The 16,004-nt window shown below is 40.6% G+C and carries 11 protein-coding genes; 8 read left to right on the forward strand and 3 right to left on the reverse strand.

The window, feature by feature from the left end:
* Complete coding sequence (locus I6F53_RS00730; protein ID WP_197181214.1) at positions 1–1,050, forward strand: formimidoylglutamase; 1,050 nt, start codon at positions 1–3, stop codon at positions 1,048–1,050.
* On the opposite strand, the gene I6F53_RS00735 is transcribed toward I6F53_RS00730, so the two are convergent.
* Both I6F53_RS00735 and hutI read right to left on the reverse strand, forming a co-directional pair.
* Positions 1,047–2,711 (reverse strand): EAL domain-containing protein, encoded by a 1,665-nt coding sequence (locus tag I6F53_RS00735; protein WP_166419944.1) that lies wholly within the window; start codon positions 2,709–2,711, stop codon positions 1,047–1,049. The two genes, I6F53_RS00730 and I6F53_RS00735, sit on opposite strands and share 4 nt — an antisense overlap.
* A 120-nt stretch (positions 2,712–2,831) precedes the next feature.
* The gene (gene hutI / locus I6F53_RS00740) at positions 2,832–4,079 is read right to left on the reverse strand and encodes an imidazolonepropionase (RefSeq protein ID WP_197181213.1); all 1,248 of its coding nucleotides are present in this window, start codon (positions 4,077–4,079) and stop codon (positions 2,832–2,834) included.
* Between the two features lie 119 nt (positions 4,080–4,198).
* On the opposite strand from hutI, the gene hutC reads away from it, so the two are divergent.
* The 3 genes from hutC to hutH all read left to right on the forward strand — a co-directional run bounded on the left by hutC (position 4,199) and on the right by hutH (position 8,184).
* Positions 4,199–4,906: a histidine utilization repressor gene (hutC, locus tag I6F53_RS00745; RefSeq protein WP_197238206.1), complete on the forward strand. Its 708-nt coding sequence runs from the start codon at positions 4,199–4,201 to the stop codon at positions 4,904–4,906.
* A 66-nt stretch (positions 4,907–4,972) separates the two neighbouring features.
* Positions 4,973–6,646, forward strand: coding sequence for a urocanate hydratase (gene hutU / locus I6F53_RS00750; RefSeq protein ID WP_197238200.1), 1,674 nt, complete (start codon positions 4,973–4,975; stop codon positions 6,644–6,646).
* 2 nt (positions 6,647–6,648) lie between these two features.
* Entirely contained in the window at positions 6,649–8,184 is a 1,536-nt protein-coding gene (hutH, locus tag I6F53_RS00755) for a histidine ammonia-lyase (protein WP_197181211.1), read from the forward strand.
* Here hutH and I6F53_RS00760 read toward each other — a convergent pair.
* Positions 8,181–8,951: an NADP-binding protein gene (locus tag I6F53_RS00760; RefSeq protein WP_197238207.1), complete on the reverse strand. Its 771-nt coding sequence runs from the start codon at positions 8,949–8,951 to the stop codon at positions 8,181–8,183. The two genes, hutH and I6F53_RS00760, sit on opposite strands and share 4 nt — an antisense overlap.
* Positions 8,952–9,068: 117 nt before the next feature.
* On the opposite strand from I6F53_RS00760, the gene I6F53_RS00765 reads away from it, so the two are divergent.
* The 4 genes from I6F53_RS00765 (at position 9,069) to I6F53_RS00780 (ending at position 15,733) form a co-directional block, all read left to right on the forward strand.
* Positions 9,069–11,096 (forward strand): methyl-accepting chemotaxis protein, encoded by a 2,028-nt coding sequence (locus I6F53_RS00765; RefSeq protein WP_197238201.1) that lies wholly within the window; start codon positions 9,069–9,071, stop codon positions 11,094–11,096.
* 373 nt (positions 11,097–11,469) lie between these two features.
* Entirely contained in the window at positions 11,470–14,184 is a 2,715-nt protein-coding gene (secA, locus tag I6F53_RS00770; RefSeq protein ID WP_197181209.1) for a preprotein translocase subunit SecA, read from the forward strand.
* 68 nt (positions 14,185–14,252) lie between these two features.
* Positions 14,253–14,651 (forward strand): 8-oxo-dGTP diphosphatase MutT, encoded by a 399-nt coding sequence (mutT, locus tag I6F53_RS00775; protein ID WP_166419910.1) that lies wholly within the window; start codon positions 14,253–14,255, stop codon positions 14,649–14,651.
* A 14-nt stretch (positions 14,652–14,665) separates the two neighbouring features.
* Positions 14,666–15,733, forward strand: a complete 1,068-nt coding sequence (locus tag I6F53_RS00780; RefSeq protein WP_197181208.1) for a phosphotransferase enzyme family protein — start codon at positions 14,666–14,668, stop codon at positions 15,731–15,733.
* Positions 15,734–16,004: the final 271 nt, after the last annotated feature.

Below are 16,004 nucleotides of genomic sequence, written 5' to 3' on the forward strand. Positions count from 1 at the left end.
GTGACCTCCCACTTAAAAGTATATGATGAAAGCGCGGTTAGAGCACTTTGTTCTACCCGCGCAAATGAGAAAAAAGCATGGCAAGCAATGGCCTTGCTCGACACTCAAGTAAACCTGCAACAAGCACTCATTGACGCTGCTCAATTTGGTATTCGCTACGTACTCCTCGGTATTTGCGAAGATATTGGCCCCAAGGCAAACTTAGGGAATGGCGGTGCAAACGAAGCATGGTCGGCTTTTTTAAAACGCTTTTTAAACCAACCTCACAATCAATTTATTGCCACTCAAAAAGTACTTTTATTGGGTGAAGTAGATACTGATGATTTAATGGCCCAAAGTAGCCAGCTCGATAATCAACAAGCCCAGCAGTTAACTCAACTACGAGATTTATGCCAACAACTTGATGAACGCGTAGAGTCAGTATTAAGCCTTATTTTTAAAGCAGGCCTTGAGCCAATAGTTATTGGCGGGGGTCATAATAATTGCTTGGGAATTATTCGTGCGCTAAGTAAGTCAAAAAACACGCCTATTAATGCCATTAACTTTGACCCCCATGCAGACTTTAGAGAATGTGAAGGGCGCCATAGTGGTAATGGGTTTCGCTACGCATATAACGAGCAACATCTAAGTAATTACCATGTTATTGGCTTGCATGAATTAAAAAACAATCAAGCAATTATAGATGCAATGAAAGACGCTGACTTTAAGTTTGATAGCTATCAATCAATACACGTTAAGCGAAAAGTAACGCTTACGCAGGCAATTGAAAACGCACTGAATAATTTTAACGATTTACCACTGGGTATTGAAGTTGACTTAGATAGTATTACTTACATGCCTGTTAGTGCGTACACATGCTGTGGATTTAGTGTAAGCGACACCGAGCACTTTGTGCATTTAGCTGCAAGTAACCGCCACGCTAAGTATTTACACTTGTGTGAAGCCGCTCCCAGCCAGCATCCTAATGGAGTAGAAACTGGTATTACGCATGTAGGGCAAGTAATCAGTGCGCTTGTAAATAGTTACCTACAAGCCAAAGAAAACACCTAACGCTGCTGCGCTTGTCGCCACTCTTTTAGCCAGCTCATCAAACCAATGCTACTTAGCGGGTGACCAAAGTAATAACCCTGGGCTGCATAACCTTTTAAGCTTTTTACAAACTTAAGTTGCTCAAGCGTTTCTACCCCTTCAAAAATCACTTTTGTTTTTTGTTGGTTATGCATTTCGACCATTCCGCCAACTAAACTACGTATATTATTTTGATTACTAAAATCAGCCGTAAGTGAAGGTGAAACCTTAATATATTCAACCGCTAAACTAGGCAGTTTAGAGAGCAATACAGGATTATCGCCCAGTCCATCAACACACACTTTCAAGCCAATATTATTAAGCCTTGCGATCATACCTCTGCCTTTGTCATCTAAACCAGCAAAAATATGCAAAGGACATTCAACAATTAAGTCGCCTGCTTCTAAATGGTGCTCGCTTATAACAACATCTACAAATTCTACAAACTCTTCATTTAGCATTTCAGGGCCAAATACGTTAATGCTAAGCGGTATAGAAATACCTTCTACTCTAAGCGCCATTGCAAGCTCAGCGGCTCGCTCTATTACAAATTTAGCAAGCGGATAACCAAGCCCTGCAATTCTAATATCATCAATAAAACGATTAGCCGATAAAATCCCTTGTTTAGGATGTTGCCAACGCAGAAGTAATTCTAAAAACTCAATTTGACCGCTTTCATTACAGATAATAGGTTGAAAATAAAGCTCTAATTCGCTAGCAAAATCAATGTTAGCAAGCTCTTTTAAGCGTGCTTGTTGCTCTCGCAGTTCAATCATCATCTGTTGATGGTAAGGCACAACTCTACGATCTGGATGGCTATCGAGTGCTAAGTATGCGTACGATATTAAATTATCAAAGTTATTATCTTGCTCATTACAATCAACATAACTCGCCCTAGCCTTAACCTCTACAGTGCAATTAGCAACATTAAACGGCTTAAGTGTCGCGCTAAGTATTTGATCTATAACCAGCTCATGTAAGTGCTTTTGATTTGCAAAGCTACAAATAAATGCAAAGTTGAGTCCCCCTAAGTGGGCTAGCTTTTCTTGCCCTACTAAAGTTACTATTTCGTCACTTGAAAGTAGCTCTTTTATTCTGTTAGCCGATTGCGCTAAAAGTATATCGCCAAAGTCGCGTCCAATATGCTGGTTAACTTGCTCAAATCCTTCAAGACGAATAACGACTAATGCGGCGCTTACTTGTTTGTTATTGCACCATGCGTAGTAACCTTGGCGTAACTGTTTTCTATCTGCAAAAACCGAAAGCGGAGATTCTTCAATAAATGCGTCATCTGCAGGTTCTGCCTCTATAACAACTTGTGCATCGGCGCTTTCATCATTTAAAAAACCTACAATGGCCAATAACAGTATTGCTAACACAACCCAAAATAACGGAACTTCTAATAATAAATGAGCTGAAAATAACACAACAAATAAAAGCCCAGCCGTAGAGCTAGTAATTATCATACTCCAATTATTGCGCTCAAATGCTTGCCATAAATGAAAACAAAATCCAAAGGCAAGTAAAATGGCCAGCCAAGCTGCGCCGCTACTTAAAATAGCTAAACCAACAGCTGCAGTGCATAAATAACTAAATTTAATACTGGCATTTTTAACGGCAAATAAAGTGGCAATCATTGCCATTAATAGTGCACCACTAAAAAATATTGGGAAATTACTGTCGGTTATTATGTTCAAATTAACGGCATCCGTATTCGCTAAAAAAGTTAAAAATAGGTTATATATGGATAAAAATAATACAAACTAATTAATTCTACCCAAAATCCATAAATTTAACAGTTTATTTACGCCAAATTGGTAACTTAATTGTGATGGATGACTTATTTGCCAATGTGCAATATCGGCTCTTGCACCGAGCTTTAAAACACCACGATCTTCTAGCCCTAGAGCTTTAGCTGCATTAACGGTAACACCTGCTAATGCTTGTTCAGGCGTTAATCTAAATAATGTGCACGCCATGTTCATCATCAAGTGCACTGAGCACAGCGGTGAAGTACCAGGATTAAAGTCACTCGCGATAGCTATAGGTACTTTATACTGATTAAGTAGCTCAATAGGTGGGAACTTTGTTTCTCGTAAAAAGTAAAACGCACCGGGTAATAACACTGCAACAGTACCTGCTTGTGCCATCGCTTTTACACCGTCCTCATCAAGATACTCAATGTGGTCAGCCGATAAACCATTAAACTGCGCCACCAGCTCAGCACCATGTTGATTAGATAACTGCTCAGCATGACACTTTACCGGTAGATTATGTTTTGCAGCGGCTTCAAAAACACGTTTGGTTTGCGAATAACTAAAGCCTACATTTTCACAAAATACATCGACTGCATCAGCTAGGTTATTAGCGACAACGCAATCAAGCATGTCTGTACACACTAAATCAATATATTCATCAGCACGGTCTTTGTATTCAGCCGGCAATGCATGAGCACCTAAAAATGTCGTTTTGATATCAATAGGATGGTGTTCACCTAATAAACGAGCAACTTCTAATATTTTCACTTCATTTTCAGTATCTAGCCCATAGCCCGACTTTATTTCTACTGTGGTTACACCTTCTTTTAATAACGTATTTAAGCGATCTTTTGCATCAACAAACAATTGTTCACGGTCGGCTGCTCTCGTCGCTTTAACTGTACTGGCTATTCCACCGCCTTGTGCTGCTATATCCTCATAACTTACACCCTGCAAGCGCAGCTCAAACTCTTGAGATCTTGAGCCTGCAAATACTAAGTGCGTATGACAATCTATTAGACCTGGTGTTAACCATTGTCCTTTTACACTTAATGTCGGCGTTGCAAACACATCAAAGCTTGGCAATGTTGATTGCTCTCCAATCCACGCAACTTTGCCATTTTTGATTGCTATAGCGGCATTTTCGATCGCACCATAAGGCGCATTTATATTGCTATCCATAGTGGCAATGTTGGCGTCGGTTAAAAGTAAATCGATTTCTTCTAACTCATAACTTTGTATATTACTTTGCATGTGCAGCCCTTTTGCGCCGTGTAGTGATTGAAATATAGTCTAACAACACAGCTTGTATATACAAGGTAATTATGTCATCTTATTTATATCGTTTATTTTTATATTTAGCCGTTAATTTAATGACAACCCCCAAATTTGCGCAAATAAAACAATTCATTGTTGATAAGATTCGCAGTGGTACATGGCAAGAAAACCAACGTGTTCCTTCTGAAAACGAGCTAAGTAGCCAATTTAGTGTAAGTAGGATGACAGCCCGTCGTGCGCTCAGTGAATTAACTGAGGCTGGTATTTTAACGCGCAGCCAAGGGCTAGGTACATTTGTAGCTACATTTAAATCACAGTCATCATTACTCGAAATTAAAAATATAGCTGATGAAGTAAAAGAACGTAACGGAAACTACACTTGTAGCGTACTCATACTTGAATCAATAAATGCAGTAGCGCCTATTGCTATTGCGCTTGGTGTTGAAATTGACAGTGTTGTGTATAGAAGTGTACTGGTGCATAGCGAAAACGACAGTCCTTTGCAGCTAGAAGAGCGTTTTGTGAACCCTGCACTTGCCGCCGGTTACTTACAACAAGATTTTAGTTCCCTTACACCTCATGAATACCTATCAAGTGTGGCACCGCTTACCCAAGCAAGACATACCGTAGAGGCCATCATGCCAAACAGCGAGATGTGCCAATGGCTTAATTTATATAACGAAGAGCCATGCTTACAAGTTATTCGACGCACATGGTCTGTTAATGGCATTGTAAGCTTTGCACGCCTTGTATCTCCAGGCAGTAAATATCGCTTAGGCGGCCATTTAACATTTAAAAAATAACAAACAATAGCGCTTACTGCGCTTTTTTTATAATAAATTACCTTGTATATACAACAGGAGCAAAACATGAACAACCGACTCGACACAAGTCGCGTAATACGTGCACCTCACGGCGATAAAATAAGTGCTAAAAGCTGGCAGACTGAAGCTGCCAAGCGCATGCTAATGAATAACTTAGACCCTGAAGTTGCAGAGCATCCTCACGCACTTGTTGTATATGGTGGTATTGGCCGAGCAGCCCGTGATTGGCCAAGTTATGACAAAATTATAGAAACCCTCGACAGACTCGAAAATGACGAAACCCTACTTGTACAATCAGGAAAGCCAGTAGGTGTATTTAAAACTCACAGTAATGCACCGCGTGTACTTATTGCCAACTCAAACCTAGTTCCACACTGGGCAAATTGGGAACATTTTAACGAGCTAGATAAAAAAGGCTTGATGATGTACGGCCAAATGACGGCAGGCTCTTGGATTTATATTGGCTCGCAAGGCATTGTACAAGGTACCTACGAAACCTTTATAGCTATGGCAAAACAGCACTTTTCGGGCAGTGCTAAAGGCAAATGGGTATTAACGGGTGGCCTTGGTGGTATGGGCGGCGCACAACCGCTTGCAGCTACAATGGCAGGATTTAGTGCACTTGTTGTTGAATGTGATGAAAGCCGAATCGATTTTCGTATAAAAACAGGTTACGTTGATGTAAAAGCAACGAGCCTTGAACATGCACTGCAATTAATAACCGATGCATGTGTTAAAGGTGAGGCCCTATCAGTGGGTTTACTTGGTAACGCTGCCGATGTATTTAGCACGCTAGTTAAAACAGGTATTACCCCAGATGTAGTTACAGATCAAACATCAGCTCACGATCCTCTCAATGGTTACTTACCACAAGGTTGGACCATGGATCACGCAGCAAAAATGCGTGAGCAAGATCCAACAGCTGTAGTAAAAGCGGCTAAACAATCAATGGCAGTTCAAGTTAAAGCGATGTTGGCGCTGCAAAAAGCGGGTGCAGCAACAACAGACTATGGCAATAATATTCGCCAAATAGCGTTTGACGAAGGCGTTACCAACGCGTTTGATTTTCCTGGGTTTGTACCCGCCTATATTCGTCCTTTATTTTGTGAAGGTATTGGCCCATTTAGATGGGTAGCTTTATCGGGCGATCCTGAAGATATTTATAAAACCGATGCTAAAGTAAAAGAGCTCATTCCTGATGACGCACATTTACATAATTGGCTTGATATGGCGCGTGAACGTATTCAATTTCAAGGCCTGCCAGCACGTATTTGTTGGGTAGGTTTAAAAGATAGAGCACGCCTTGCACTGGCCTTTAACGAAATGGTTAAAAATGGCGAACTTAAAGCTCCTATCGTTATTGGTCGTGACCACCTCGACTCTGGCTCCGTTGCCAGCCCTAACCGTGAAACCGAAAGCATGAAAGATGGCTCTGATGCGGTATCTGATTGGCCATTACTCAATGCACTCCTTAACACGGCAAGTGGCGCTACTTGGGTGTCACTTCATCATGGCGGCGGTGTAGGTATGGGCTTTAGCCAACACTCTGGTGTGGTTATTGTTGCAGACGGAACAGATGAAGCTAAAGAGCGTATTGCTCGCGTATTGTGGAACGACCCCGCAACGGGCGTAATGCGCCATGCTGATGCAGGCTACGACACAGCAAAAAACTGCGCTAAAGAGCAAAATTTAGACCTACCAATGCTAAACGAGGAATGATCATGTTCGAACTTACTCTCACACCTGGCTCACTTGATTTAAACACACTGAGAAAAATTAATAATTCGCCGGTAAAATTAAGCCTTGTAAAGCATGCCGAGTCACAAATAGCAGCAAGCGCACAAACCGTTCAAAATGTAATAAACGAGCATCGTACCGTATACGGAATTAATACCGGCTTTGGGTTATTAGCTAATACCAAAATAGCCGACGACGAACTTGAATTATTACAGCGCTCCATTGTTCTTTCACACGCTGCAGGCATTGGCGAATACATGGATGACAGCACAGTAAGGTTAATGATCACCTTAAAAGCAAACTCGCTTTCGCGCGGCTACTCGGGTATTCGCCTGCAAGTAATCCAATTTTTTATGCAGCTGCTTAGTAGCGAAGTATATCCATGCGTGCCTAAAAAGGGCTCTGTGGGAGCATCGGGCGATTTAGCCCCCCTTGCACATATGTGTCTACCTTTATTAGCTGAAGGCCAAATGCGACATAAAGGAAAAATAATTAGCGCAGCACAAGGGCTAAAAATAGCAGGGCTTGAGCCCCTTACCCTTGCAGCAAAAGAAGGCTTAGCTTTATTAAACGGCACACAAGCGTCTACGGCGTTTGCACTACAAGGCCTGTTTAGAGCGGAAGATTTATATACACAAAGCTGTGTTATTGGCTCTATAAGCATAGAAGCCGCAATGGGCAGTCGTGCTCCGTTTGATGCGCGCATTCATGAAATTCGTGGTCAGCGCGGACAAATAGACACCGCGCAAGTGTTTAGAGAGCTGCTCGATACGCACTCCCAAATTAGTGACTCCCATGTTAATTGCGAAAAAGTACAAGACCCTTACTGCTTGCGCTGCCAACCTCAAGTATTAGGTGCTTGCCTTACGCAAATACGCCAAGCCGCAGAAGTATTGTTATGCGAGTCAAACGGCGTAACCGATAATCCACTAGTGTTTGCTGATGTAGGCGATATTATATCGGGCGGAAATTTTCATGCAGAGCCAGTGGCAATGGCAGCTGACAACCTCGCTATTGCTATTGCCGAAATTGGTGCATTAGCAGAGAGGCGAATTGCATTACTTATCGATTCAAACCTGTCTAAACTACCGCCATTTTTAGTTGAAAACGGCGGCGTAAACTCAGGGTTTATGATTGCTCAAGTTACCGCTGCTGCGCTTGCTTCAGAAAACAAATCATTAGCACACCCCGCGTCAGTCGATAGCTTGCCAACATCGGCAAATCAAGAAGATCATGTCTCTATGGCAACCTTTGCAGCAAGGCGCTTGGGTGAAATGGCCAATAATACCCAAGGTGTTTTAGCTATTGAATGGTTAGCGTCGGTTCAAGGGCTAGAATTTAGAAAGCCGCTTGAACCATCAAATAAAGTGCAAAGCGCCAAAGCATTATTACGCGAACATGTTAGTTATTACGATAAAGACCGCTACTTTGCACCTGATATAGAAGCTGCCAATACATTACTAAGTGAGGGTAAGTTATGCGACTTTATTAAGTGCAGTCCCCTACCTTCAGCATATTAAATACCATACTGGTAAGTAAAACCTAACGCCTCAATAGCTGAGCCAATAACTTTGCGCTCAGCTTTATCATTACTGGTAAAGCGTGGTAAATCACCACCATGTTCTGCACACTTTAGCGCGTAATATTCAGCTTTTGTTGGGTGCGCAGGGTTAACTACATTATAAATACTTTGCCCTGTATTCCAGTGTTCAATAACCGCAAAAATGGCATTAATTACATCTTGTTGATGCACCATATTTACCACTTGCTCACTTGATGTATTGAGCTCTTTTCCCGCAACAAAACGACCTGGTTCTCTATTTGGACCTAATAACCCAGCTAAGCGCAGTACTTTTCCATCTTGTTCAAGTACCTGCTCTTCTGCTTCATAAAGCTTTATTTGTCGCTCGTTAGTACACGAAATTTCACTGCTTTCGCTGTATACACCAGGTTCTTGATCGTACACCCCAGTAGATGAGCACAATAAAAAGCCTTTTGCGTTTAGCTTCTTTGAAAGCGTAAGCGCTGCTGTGAGTGTTTCAGGATAGTTACTTTCACTGTACCTGCTGCGTGGTGGAATAGCACAAACCCAATAAGCATCTTGTAAATCAACTTGATGCACTAATTGTCCATTTTCAAGTGCAAATTGACGTTCAAAGTTGAACTCATGTACATCCGTTCTATGTGTACCTTGTACTTGCCAAGCCACTTTTTGTGCACTTACGCATAAAGCATGCCCTAACCAACCTGCACCTAATACTACTAATTTATTAGCTTTAATTTCCATTTTTTGCATAACCCTTCATTTTAAACGCATAATTAGTGCTTTTTATCTAACTTTATAGAGATTTTCAGTAATATATGATTAGATATAATTTCATAAATAATAAAAATACGTGCACTCATGCTAAATAATTTATCATTACGGAAGAAAATATTATTATTGATTGGTGGAACAATTACCGTTTTACTAATTATCGCATCAACATTTTTTGTTAAACATATTGCCAATCTCTCCCGAGAAAATATAGAGAACGAAGCGCAAAGTTATCTACAGACCGAGCAACTTTCAATGCAAAGCTACTTTGCAATGTACGGTAAAATGGTATCAACCTTTGTTAATAACCCGCATTTAATCAACTTTTTTGAAAATTGGGATACTCGCGATCAAACACTTGAAAGTGCGCCTGGTTACAACGAAGTAAACCAAGATTTTGTGCGTTTAAGCTCAAACGATGAAAATATCCTATCTGCCTTTTTTGCTTCAGCAACCACTGGTGAATACTTTAAAGAAAATGAGCGCACAAGTCATTATAACGGCCAGCCTTATTACGCCTACAAGCGTGGTTGGTGGCAAGAAGCCATGCAAGTTAATAAGCTTTATGTAGGGCCTATTTCGGTTGACTTAACCACAGGCGTAGCATCAGCTGTAGTACAACAACCTGTTTATAACGCACAGCGTAAACTCATTGGCATGGGTGGTGTTGATTTACAATTAAACAAAATTAACGACATGGTCGAAAATATTCGCTTTAACGGACAAGGTTATGGCTTTTTACTAGATGGTAATCAAAAAGTGGTGCACTTTTCAAAAGCTACTGGCCATAAGCTTTCAATTACAGATGAAGGTGCAAACGGTAAAGAAGGGCTCGATGCGCTTGAACAACAATTTACAGATACCGCAGGCTTTAAAGAGTTAAACACACAAATGCGAAATAACCTTAAAGGCAGCCAAATGGTTACTTTTAAAGGCGAGCAGTTTTATGTGGTTTACCATCGTCTGCAGTTAGAGCAGCCTTATATAGATTGGTATGTAGGCTTACTTATTCCAACTAGTATGATTGAAGCGCCCGTAAATGCAGCAGTAACCGCAACAACAACTGCAGTAATTATTATCTTAATTATTATATTAGCCATGATTTTATGGGCTACCCATATGATTTCAAAACCCATTACAACGCTTACACACATTATGCGTGATATAGCGTCGGGCGAAGGCGATCTTACTCAAAAAATTGATATTGATAGCCAAGATGAAGTCGGCCAACTGGCCAATCACATGAATACGTTTATTGATAAGTTACGCGCCATGATGCTCGAAACCGCAGCCCAAGCAGAGCAACTAAGCAACGCAGCAGCTCAACTAAGACGTGTTTCTGAACAAACTAATTCTGAAATTCAGCAAGAAAAGCAACAAGTTGATAGTGTAAGTGCAGCAGTGACTGAAATGGCAACTACCGTGCTTGAAATATCACGTAATGCACAACATACAAATAACGCAGCTGAAGAAGTACAAGCAATCACTGCTGAAGGAGCTAGCCGCTCTACACAAGCACAAAAAGTAATGACTGAACTTGCGCTACATATTGGTGAAGCATCTAAAGTGGTTGCAGGCCTTGAACAGGAAAGCAATAACATTGGTGCATTAGTCGATGTAATTAACTCAATTGCCGATCAAACCAATTTACTTGCACTTAATGCCGCTATTGAAGCAGCACGAGCTGGCGAACACGGTCGAGGCTTTGCCGTTGTTGCGGATGAAGTACGCTCACTAGCAAGTCGCACACAAGAATCAACAGACGATATTCGCAATATGATTTCGCGCTTGCAGCAAATAGCACAGCAAGCCTCAGTGATGATGCAACAAGGGCAAGACCAAACCGAGGGTTCAGTGCTTCAAACTAAAGAAGTACTTAGCTCTTTGCACAACATTGCGCAGTCGGTTACTAAAGTACAAGACCAAAGTCATCAAATAGCCACCTCAACTGAAGAGCAAACAGTTGTTGCTGAAGATATTAATACGAGCCTTTCGGCAATTAATAACCTAGTGAACAGCACTGCTGACCATGCGCATACGCTTGCTGACGAAGCTCGTGATTTAAGTGATTTAGCGGCGGCGCTTAACAAAACGGTTAATCAATTTAAATTATAAAAAACACTCATTTTATAGCTGTGTTTAAGTGCAAAACTTAAGCACAACTATAACCCTTGTTTTTAATTTATTTAGCACCATATCTTTACAGTTCGCTGCTATTTTTACTGTAATTGAGTAATACAAAGTTATTTTTACGAACCAGATCAAATTTTTCGATTTTATACACAGATCTTTTTATTGAGATAGTTTGTTGTTTGGCAGAGTCTGGTATAGTAGCGCACGTAATAAACAGTTCTTTTTGAACGGTTTAATACAAAATTGCTAATTAATATGTTCTAAGTGTTACTGAAAAGCATATATTAATTACCAATTGTTAAAAATGGGTTGGCCGATACTCGGCTGACAAAGAATACATTGTAACGGTTTTATCATGATATCTAATTTATTTACCAAGCTTTTTGGTAGTCGCAATGACCGCACTATTAAAAACTTAAGAAAGACGGTCGCGCTAATCAATGCGCTAGAAACGCAACTTGAAGCGCTTTCTGATGAAGATTTAAGAGCTAAAACAGCTGAGTTTAGAGAACGTTACGATAACGGACAAAGCCTTGACGACATTCTACCTGAAGCTTTTGCTGTGGTACGTGAAGCGTCAAAGCGTGTAAATGGCATGCGTCATTTCGACGTGCAGTTATTAGGTGGTATGGTTTTACATCAAGGTCGCATTGCAGAAATGCGTACCGGTGAAGGTAAAACACTAACAGCTACCCTACCCGCTTACTTAAACGGCTTAACAGGTAAAGGCGTCCACGTAATTACCGTGAATGACTACCTTGCTAAGCGTGATGCTGAAACCAACCGTGCGTTATTTGAATTTTTAGGCCTTACTGTAGGCTGTAACGTACCTGGTATGATGCCACAGCAGAAGAAGCTAGCTTATACTGCTGACATTACATACGGTACTAATAACGAATTTGGTTTTGACTACCTTCGTGACAACATGGCCTTTAGCATTGATGAGCGTGTACAACGTCCATTATTTTATGCTGTAGTCGATGAAGTGGATTCAATCTTAATTGATGAAGCGCGTACTCCGCTTATTATTTCAGGCCCAGCTGAGGATAGCTCTGAGCTATACACTGAAATAAACACCATCGTTCCTTTACTTGAGCTTCAAGAAAAAGAAGACGAAGAAGGTATTGAAGGCGACGGCGATTACACTATTGATGAAAAGTCTAAGCAAGTTCATTTAACAGAACGTGGTCAAATTAAAGTAGAAGAGCTACTTACTGAGCGCGGCTTAATTGAAGAAGGCGATTCGCTTTATTCAGCAGCTAGCATTACGCTACTAAGCCATGTTTATGCTGCTCTTCGTGCTCACAAGCTATACCAAAAAGATGTTGATTACGTTGTAAAAGAAAACGAAGTAATCATTATCGATGAGCATACTGGTCGTTCAATGGAAGGTCGTCGTTGGTCAGAAGGTTTACACCAAGCTGTTGAAGCTAAAGAAGGTGTAAATATTCAAAACGAAAACCAAACATTAGCGTCTATTACATTCCAAAACTACTTCCGTTTATACGAAACGCTAGCTGGTATGACAGGTACTGCCGATACTGAAGCTTTTGAGTTTCAATCTATCTACGGCCTAGATACGGTTGTTATGCCAACTAATAAGCCGATGGTTCGTGATGATCGCGCCGACTTAGTTTACCTAACGCAAGAAGAAAAATACGAAGCTATTTTAATTGATATTAAAGACTGTCAGGACCGCGGACAACCCGTGCTTGTAGGTACTATTTCAATCGAAAGCTCTGAGTATTTATCACAGTATTTACGCAAAGAAAAAATTAAGCACAACGTGCTTAATGCCAAATTTCATGCGCAAGAAGCTGATATCGTTTCAGATGCTGGCCTACCAGGTACGGTAACAATTGCAACCAACATGGCCGGTCGTGGTACCGATATCGTGTTAGGTGGTAACTGGAACAGTGAAGTTGAAAAACTTGAAAACCCAACTGCTGAGCAAATTGCTGAAATTAAAGCTGCTTGGAAAATTCGCCATGATGCGGTAATTGATGCTGGCGGTTTACATATCATTGGTACTGAACGTCACGAATCTCGTCGTATAGATAACCAATTACGTGGTCGTTCTGGTCGTCAAGGTGACGCCGGTTCTAGTCGTTTCTACCTATCGATGGACGATGCACTAATGCGTATCTTCGCTGGTGAACGCATGACTAATATGATGCGTAAACTAGGTATGCAACGCGGTGAAGCAATTGAACATCCATGGGTAAACCGTGCGATTGAAAATGCACAGCGTAAAGTAGAAGCACGTAACTTTGATGTTCGTAAGCAATTGCTTGAGTACGATGATGTAGCAAACGATCAACGTCGTGTTGTTTACTCTCAACGCAACGAGCTACTTGAAGAAGGCGATATTTCAGAAACTATTACTGCAATTCGTGGTGATGTTCTTGCTAGTGTTATTGACCAGTACATTGCACCGCAAAGCCTTGCTGAGATGTGGGATATTCCAGGACTTGAAGAGCGTTTAAAACAAGACTTCTTAATTGAACTACCAATTACTCAGTGGTTAGCTGATGACAATAAGCTGTACGAAGAAAAACTTCGTGAGCGTATCGAAGAAGCTGTTGAGCAGTCATACAAGCAAAAAGAAGAGCAAGTTGGCGATTCTGTTTTACGTCAATTCGAAAAAGCGATTATGCTACAAAGTCTTGATCAGCATTGGAAAGATCACCTTGCTGCGATGGATCACTTACGCCAAGGCATTCATTTACGTGGTTACGCGCAAAAGAATCCTAAGCAAGAGTACAAGCGTGAATCGTTTGAACTGTTCTCTGAAATGCTTGAAAACTTAAAAGTAGATGTTGTAAGCATCCTAAGTAAAGTACAAGTACGCGCAGAAGAAGATGTTGAAAAAGTAGAAGAGCAACACCGTAAAAGTGAAAATGCTCCTCGCGAATACCAACATGAAGAAGCTGAGCAAGTAGGTGGCGAAGCGCCAGAGCCAGAGACAGCTACTGTAATGGCTCGTACAGAACCAAAAGTTGGTCGTAATGACCCTTGTCCTTGTAAATCAGGTCAAAAATTCAAACAATGTTGCGGTAAATTAAAATAGCCCAATATCGTTATTAGCTTATTAAAAAGCGGCGCTAGCGTCGCTTTTTTTTATGGAGTTTTAAAGTAATGACTATAGAAATTGTACATGTAGCTGTTGGTGTTATTAAGAAAAATAACGCTATATTCATTTGTAAACGCGCAGCTGAACAACATCAAGGCGGTTTATGGGAATTTCCTGGTGGTAAAGTAGAAGCAGGCGAGAGTGTTTTTGTTGCGCTTAAGCGCGAGCTTATTGAAGAAGTTGGACTAACAATTCACAGCTCTAGTCAACTTATGGTTATTGAACATGACTACGGCGATAAATGCGTTAAGCTAGACGTACATGTAGTTAGTAACTTTAGCGGCGAAGCACATGGCGCTGAAGGGCAACCTAGTGAATGGGTAGCCATTAGTGAATTAGAAAATTATGACTTTCCTGAAGCGAATGCTGAAATTATCGAAAAGATAGTTGCCCGATACGCATAATTAAGTGAGTCACAATGCACACGTCTGTACAGTATAAATTAAGTGAGCTACTCGCTTTAAATCCTGAGTTTACTCAACTTAGTGTGATTGGTAGCGGCCATATAAATAGCACATGGCTACTTAAAAATACTGATGAGCAGTTCATTGTGCAAAAACTTAATACCGAAGTATTTAAACACCCTGCTCAGCTAGTTAGTAATGCACAACTAATTGAGCAGCATTTAAATACTAAACAACTACAAAACAATTATCCTCTTGAAGTAATCAAGCATATAGCCACGTACAACCGCGAATACTTAATAGAAATAGATAACGAACACTATCGTGTACTAAATTATATAAGTAACAGCTACAGCGAAGACGTTATTAAAAATGCGCAACAGAGTGAGCAAGCAGCTTACGCTTTTGGCGTATTTGCTAATGCTTTACAAGATTTTGATGCACAACAACTGCATACTGTCATTCCTGATTTTCATAACTTAGCTATGCGCTTTGAGCAACTAAATTCCGCAATCACTAACAATATAATTAATAGAGTAAAGCACTGCGCTGACGAAATAAAATATTGCTTATCGCAGCAGCATTTAATTACCGAACTTAATAACATTACCCAGCACATACCGCTTAGGGTTTGCCATAACGATACAAAAATAAATAATATGTTGTTTTGTAGTACAACCCATAAAGCAAAAGCGGTTATTGATTTAGATACCTGTATGGCTGGGTTTTGGCTTTATGATTTTGGTGACATGGTACGTACATTTTGCTCCCCCGAAGCTGAGGATTCAACAAACTTACACAACGTTGTTATTCGAAAAGATATATTTTCAGCCATTGTTAAAGGCTATGTAGCACCATTAAAAAGTAGCATGAGTACACTAGAGCGAGAAAGCTTATTATTAGGCGCTAAAATAATGCCGCTCATGCTCAGTGTGCGCTTTTTGACTGATTACTTAAATAACGATGTTTATTTTAAAGTGGCTCATGCAGATCATAATTTAGAGCGAGCACAAAACCAACTCGCACTTTATAAAAACATACTCAGTAACGAGCAGTGGATGCATGAGCGCTTGATGAGCTAAAGCTTATTTAACCTGAACTCTGGTTAAGAGATTTATTAACGTATTGAATCATGGTGATATTTAAATTTATTTTCTCTAGCCAGATATTTTTAGTGAAAACAAGGCGAATTTACGCGTCAATAGCTGGCCTATTGCAAGTAAATTCAACGCAGTTAGCGCTGAAAATAGCTGCTTGAGATAGATTTATTATCCATAGTTCATATATGGTCTCCTCCAGTATTGCAAGGTGTCATTCAACGATAGTAGGGACAGGTTTGCTGTCATATATACG

It is taken from the genome of Pseudoalteromonas sp. SWN29 (assembly GCF_015864465.1).
Lineage (GTDB): Bacteria > Pseudomonadota > Gammaproteobacteria > Enterobacterales > Alteromonadaceae > Pseudoalteromonas.

Coding starts and splice junctions, on each gene's coding strand:
- I6F53_RS00760 (WP_197238207.1), bottom strand. CDS start 8,951: ATGGAAATTAAAGCTAATAAATTAGTAGTATTAGGTGCAGGTTGGTTA.
- secA (WP_197181209.1), top strand. CDS start 11,470: ATGATATCTAATTTATTTACCAAGCTTTTTGGTAGTCGCAATGACCGC.
- I6F53_RS00765 (WP_197238201.1), top strand. CDS start 9,069: ATGCTAAATAATTTATCATTACGGAAGAAAATATTATTATTGATTGGT.
- hutC (WP_197238206.1), top strand. CDS start 4,199: ATGACAACCCCCAAATTTGCGCAAATAAAACAATTCATTGTTGATAAG.
- I6F53_RS00735 (WP_166419944.1), bottom strand. CDS start 2,711: ATGGCAATGATTGCCACTTTATTTGCCGTTAAAAATGCCAGTATTAAA.
- hutH (WP_197181211.1), top strand. CDS start 6,649: ATGTTCGAACTTACTCTCACACCTGGCTCACTTGATTTAAACACACTG.
- I6F53_RS00780 (WP_197181208.1), top strand. CDS start 14,666: ATGCACACGTCTGTACAGTATAAATTAAGTGAGCTACTCGCTTTAAAT.
- mutT (WP_166419910.1), top strand. CDS start 14,253: ATGACTATAGAAATTGTACATGTAGCTGTTGGTGTTATTAAGAAAAAT.
- hutU (WP_197238200.1), top strand. CDS start 4,973: ATGAACAACCGACTCGACACAAGTCGCGTAATACGTGCACCTCACGGC.
- hutI (WP_197181213.1), bottom strand. CDS start 4,079: ATGCAAAGTAATATACAAAGTTATGAGTTAGAAGAAATCGATTTACTT.